At 63.6% G+C, this 5487-nt stretch carries 6 protein-coding genes; 4 read left to right on the top strand and 2 right to left on the bottom strand.

The annotated features are described in order from the left end of the window. Positions 1–835: MFS transporter (locus WCB02_RS40575; RefSeq protein WP_423968288.1), on the top strand; the 835-nt coding region annotated here is incomplete at its 5' end. A gap of 221 nt (positions 836–1056) precedes the next feature. On the opposite strand, the gene WCB02_RS40570 is transcribed toward WCB02_RS40575, so the two are convergent. Further along, a complete protein-coding gene (locus tag WCB02_RS40570) occupies positions 1057–2325 on the bottom strand; it encodes a complex I NDUFA9 subunit family protein (protein ID WP_423968285.1) in 1269 nt (422 codons plus the stop codon). Positions 2326–2757: 432 nt separating this feature from the next. Between WCB02_RS40570 and WCB02_RS40565 the strand changes: the two genes are divergently transcribed. Together WCB02_RS40565 and WCB02_RS40560 are read left to right on the top strand one after the other, a co-directional pair. Continuing rightward, complete coding sequence (locus tag WCB02_RS40565) at positions 2758–3438, top strand: spermidine synthase (RefSeq protein ID WP_423968283.1); 681 nt, start codon at positions 2758–2760, stop codon at positions 3436–3438. 350 nt (positions 3439–3788) lie between these two features. Continuing rightward, positions 3789–4148 (top strand): hypothetical protein, encoded by a 360-nt coding sequence (locus tag WCB02_RS40560; protein WP_423968281.1) that lies wholly within the window; start codon positions 3789–3791, stop codon positions 4146–4148. On the opposite strand, the gene WCB02_RS40555 is transcribed toward WCB02_RS40560, so the two are convergent. Continuing rightward, positions 4138–4860, bottom strand: a complete 723-nt coding sequence (locus WCB02_RS40555) for a hypothetical protein (RefSeq protein WP_423968279.1) — start codon at positions 4858–4860, stop codon at positions 4138–4140. The two genes, WCB02_RS40560 and WCB02_RS40555, sit on opposite strands and share 11 nt — an antisense overlap. A 323-nt stretch (positions 4861–5183) precedes the next feature. Here WCB02_RS40555 and WCB02_RS40550 point away from each other — a divergent pair. Continuing rightward, positions 5184–5487: hypothetical protein (locus WCB02_RS40550; RefSeq protein ID WP_423968277.1), on the top strand; the 304-nt coding region annotated here is incomplete at its 3' end.

The raw sequence follows: 5487 nt of genomic DNA, 5'->3' as shown, positions 1-5487 counted from the left end.
GCTGCAGGGATCGTGGAGTCTCGGTTTCCTGCTGTCGAGCGCCGCCTACGGCCTGCTCTACGACAAGATCGGCTGGCGCGGCCTGCTGATCCTCGGCGTGCTGCCGGCGCTGGCCGTCCTGTGGACTCGCATCTACGTCAAGGAACCCTGCGTATGGGTGGAGAACCGCCGCATCCAGCGCGAGCAGAACAAGGAATTTCGGGCTCCGCTGCTGGACATCTTCCGTGCCCGCGCCCTCGGCAACACGATCATGGCGTGCCTGTGGATGGCCAGCAGCTTCGTGATCTACTATTCGGTCTACGGCATGTTCGCCACGCACCTGCAGAAGGATCTGCATCTGGCTGCCGGAATGGTTGCGATGCCGATCGCGCTGGCCAACCTGGTGGCGTTCCTGGCGAGCGGGGCCTGGGGGCACGTCGCCGATATCTTCGGCCGCAGATGGGCGATGATCATCCCGGCCGCGATCGGCGCCTGCCTCACGCCGCTCTATCTGCTGACTGATTCCTACCCCATGGTGGCCGGCGCCTTCATTTTGCAGGGCGCGTTCCTCGGCGCGATCTATGGACAGAATCCGGCGTATCTGACCGAACGTTTCCCGACCGAGGTGCGCGCGACCGCGTCGGGCTTCTGCTACCATCAAGGCGCGATCTGGGCAGGCTTCACCGGGCCGGTGCTGACCTATTTTGCCGTCAGTCACCCGCTTGGCTTCGCGGTCCCGATGCTGGTGACGACGACCGGCGCCGCGATCGTGTTCATCGTCACCTTGCTGTTCAGCCCGGAGACCAGGGGCAAGGAGCTGGTTGCGCAAATCACCCTGCTGCAGGCAGCCGAGTGACAGCGACTCCGCGGCCGTCGTTCGGGCGGCCGCGGAAACGCGCCGCAAGTCGGACGCCCGGCATCACGGCTGGCGCGCCGTCGCATGTTCGGCCGAGGTGCTGTTCGCGCAAATGCCGGGTGCGCACGCGATCACGGGCAGCCGGAGGATGGGTTGAGCCCTTCGCGAAACCCATCATCTCAGCAATTTCGTTTGATGGATATCGCTTCGCTCCACCCGTCCTACGAGCTGGTCGCAATGTCCGGGGTTCCTGGTTTGCTCGGCTTGAGCATCGCTTCGAGTTCTTGTTCGAGCGACCGCGGCGAAATGCCGAGCACGCGAAACCCCGGCAGCCTGTCGGACGCCGTCGTGTCGATCTGCATGAGCTCGACCTGATTGCGGGTGAGCGGTGGGTGCGGCAGGATTTCAGTGACGCCGGCAAGTGCATCCCACAAGGCAAACGGCGTCCGCATCAGCACGGGCCGCAAGCCTGCGGTACGGGCAACGATCCGCAACAATTCCTCATACGAATACACGCGCGGGCCGGCGAGTTCGTAGACGGGATACGGCTTCTTGCTCTGCCGCAGGACCTGGGCAATCGCCTCCGCAACATCATCCGCGTAAGCCGGCTGGAGCCTCGTCCTGCCGTCGCCGAATATCGGATAAGCCGGCAGCAGCCGAAGCAGCCTGAGAATTGGCTTGAGAAAGCTGTCGTCGGGCGCAAACATCACCGCCGGGCGGATGATGACCGCGCCAGGGAACGCGGCCTGCACGGCCGCTTCGCCGTCACCGCGATTGCGAATATATGGCGAAGCCGAAGTCGCGTCGGCGCCGATTCCTGACAGGTGAACCAGCCGCCTGGCCCCGCTCCGCCGCGCTACGCTCGCGATCCTGGCGGCCGCTTCGACGTGCACCGAACGGAATGTATCGCTGCCGTGCTCGACGTACAGACTGATCGCGTTGACCACGGCATCGGACCCTGCAACGGCTTCTTCCACGGAACGTTCGTCACCTGCGTCGGCGGCGATCTGTTCGACGTGGTCGCCCTCGGCTTGCCCGGGATGCCGCGACGCGACGCGCACCGTGGCGCCGGACTCGGACAAATGGCGCACGATGCGACGGCCGACGAAGCCGGTTCCTCCAAACACGGTGACGCGGCGGATTTGCAGATCGATCGAATGATCCTGGACGCTCTCGATCGAGCCGTTCAGCGCCGTTCGCACGGCCTCGACAGCTTCTGCCGGCGAACCACCGTTGTTGACATGATGCCCGATGACATCGATCAGAATCTGCGCCGCGGGGCCGACCGTCTGCAACTCCTTCATTGCTTCATGGATCAGTGGCTCAGCTTCCGCATACAGCTTTTGCGCCTCTTCGATCATCGGCTTTGCCCGTTCAAGAAGATCGATCAGCGCCCTGCTCGCCGGCAGCGATTTCTCAATCTGCGCAAGTTGCGTCTCGCTGAAACCGGAAACATGACCGATGAGGTCAATGAGCCAGTGCTTCACCATGGTCTACCCTGCTATCGTTCTGCCGCAGCCCGCTCGATCCCTCTGAACGGACAGACAGCCTGCGCCCTCGGGTAACCGTTTACACCAAATGGCCGGCGAAGGCTGCCGTTGGCACGAAGCGTGAGCGCCGGAACCCACGGGCCTTTCCGGGGCATCCATCGGCCGTGCCATCAGCCCGCCGTCCACACGATCGGATTGTCATCACCGCCACCGCGGACAAGCGGCTGCGAACACTTGCCCCGGCCGCGATCAAGGATCGCATGTGCGGCGGTGACGCAATGGTCGGCGATTGCTCGCAAATCGCCACAGCCCTTCGTCGTGCGGCTAGGTTCTGGTTGCGTTACGGTTACGATTGAGGTTGGTGACGTGGTTACGTTACGGGGGTCTTTAGACCCCGTAACGCGTAACCAATCGAGCCAAAGTGAGACGCCCGTGATTCCCTGGAAGCTGATCGACACCGCGGACGTGCCTGGCGGCGGCGCGCAGCTGCGGCTGATGCAGCGCGGCAATGAGTTCACCATCAAGCTCGGCCAGAACGAATTGATGAGCAGCCGGCTGTTCGGATCCGAAGAGGCGCTGGCGACGCTGAGCTGTTTCCGCATCAAGGCGCTGCCGGCCCCGCGGCTGTTGATCGGCGGCCTCGGCATGGGATTCACGCTGCGCGCCGCACTGAAAGTGCTCGGGCCGCAGGCGCGCGTCACCGTCGCAGAACTGGTGCCGGCGGTGATCGCCTGGGCCCGGGGGCCGATGGCCGAATTGTCGGGCGCCAGTCTGGCCGATCCGCGCGTCACCATCCGCGAGGCCGACGTGGTGCGGATGATCGCAGCCGGGCGCGGCGACTATGATGCGATCCTGCTCGACGTCGATAATGGCCCGCAGGGCCTGACCCGGAAATCCAACGATGCGCTCTATGATCTGGCGGGCATGCGGGCCACGTTCACGGCCTTGAGCCCCGCAGGCGTGCTGGCGGTATGGTCGTCGGGCCCGGATGACCGGTTCGCCGCGCGTCTGCGCCAGGCCGGCTTTGTCGCCGAGGAGATCAGGATCCGCGCCACCGGAGCCCGCGGCGGCGCGCGTCACGTGATCTGGATCGCAACCCGGCCTGCGCAATAGCGCGCGGCCAATGCTCATTTTCGTCGCGCCCGAGACGTGTCCGGGCTGCTTCACGAGCCGCGGCGGCGGCCGCGCTAATTCCCGACAGCGCCGCTCGTACCTCCGGTCATCAGGATGGTCCCGTGTTGCGCCTTATTGCAATGTCGTCTCCAGCCTCGTGGGAGTACTCGCCTCAAAGAGCTTGTTGCAGCGATGTCGGCAACTACACTCGAAAATGGAAGGCGCCCGCCGAGCGGCCCCTGATAACTGTTTCGCCATGAGTGTGAGCCAGCTTACATGCGATTTTGCGAAGGCGGACCAAGCTGCTTGCGCTCCGAAATGATCGGAGCGAGTAAGCAAGGAGGAATGTCATGGCTGAGATCATTCTGTCTGTCGATTCCGAATTTGGCGGACTCCATATCCACCTGTCGACCACAACGACGGACTTCACGAAGCTGGCGCTCGGAGGAGTGGGCAGCAACGTCACTGGCAATTGGAATGACAAGGTGTCTTCGTTCAAGATCATCAGCGGCACCTGGCGGTTCTTCAGGGACATCAATCTTCACGATGCTTTCACCGACTCGAACGGCCACCCGATCCTGCTCGGTCCCGAGTCACCTGGAACGCCGAACGCCTTAAACTCGAACCTCGCGAGGCCCGGGGAATGGCCCGTGCTGCCCCAGGGCTTCGATAACGATCAGCTGTCGTCGGTGGAATTGGTCAGGGCGTGATGGATCGCGCACGCCGGGCTTCACAGCGCCGGAGCCTGCTTCGATAGCCGACGCAGGGAGGGACCGCCCGGAATCGGGCGGTTCTTCTCCGGCGTGATGACGCTGCCCCTTTCACGCCCTGCTGCGCCGCCACGCTCATGCCCTGGCCATAGACCGGGTTGAAGCGGCAGATCGAATCGCCGATCGGCACCAGGCAGGCCGGAAAACAGCTCAGCCGGTCGAACCGGCGCCATGTACTGGCCGGATAGGTAAAGCGTTCGAATCCTCCATGCCGCCTGGCGTACCTGATCGCGTTGTAGATCGTCCGCGTCTCGAGCCGCTGGGCATAATCCATGAATCCGTCGGGCTCGGCCGGCGGCCGTTCCCCGAGCCGTCCCGTGAGCGTCAGAACCCAGCGATTGCCTTCGATCGCCAACATATAGCCGCCGCGGCTCTGCTCCGGCGCGTGGGGATGAGTTGCTATGCCCTTCCAACCGAGGGGGGCGTCCTCGGGAATCTCGAAGCACGTCGTCGTATAATGGAGATCGACGCCGATGACGATTTCATCCGGCAGCGGCCGGCCCGACGAACGGGGCAGTGCCGAGGTCGGCGCCCCGCGTCCGGACGCGTCGACGACGAGATCGGCTGCGAGGGTTTGCTGCCGTCCATCCGGTGATTCGTAGCTGACGCCCGTGACCATGGTGCCATCCCGCGTAGCGGTGATCTCGACCACCCGGCACTCCGAGCGCAGCGTCAGATTGGAAAGCCGCTCGGCCCGTCCTGCCGCCGTAAATTAGTTCGCTACATTTCCGATTGACGTTTTGTATCTAATATCGCTACATTGGACCGACGATCAATTCGCCGTCGGCGGTCTCGCCCGGGTGAATCCGCGCCAGCCATTGCATCATTTCCGCGATTGACGCCGCGCGTGAGTTCAGACGGACAGCCGCCATGCATCGATCTGCCCGCATTGGGCTTTCTCTTCTTCGAAGAGGAGCCGGGGCTTGAGCCGTTCATTCAAGACACACGGCCTAGGAAAGAACAAAGGAGCGAACCATGACACTGACACCGAAGAGCTGGCAATCGTTGCAGCACTACAAGGACCGTTCGCCGCCCTGGATCAAGCTGCACCGCACGTTGCTGGACGATTTCGAATTTCATTGCTTGCCGCTTGCCAGCAAGGCGCTAGCACCGATGCTGTGGCTGCTGGCAGCCGACTACGAAGGGGGTGCGATCACGGCCAGCCATGAGGAAATCGCCTTCCGGCTGCGAATCGCGGCGCCCGAGCTGCAGGAGGCGCTAAGACCTCTGATCGACAAGGGTTTTTTCATCGCTGGCGAGTTGCCAGCAGAGCGCGAGC

Source organism: Bradyrhizobium sp. (assembly GCF_049581145.1).
In the GTDB taxonomy this organism is placed as follows: Bacteria; Pseudomonadota; Alphaproteobacteria; order Rhizobiales; family Xanthobacteraceae; genus Bradyrhizobium.
Note: the sequence above shows the minus strand (reverse complement) of the source record. Positions and strands in the feature narration are given on the sequence as shown.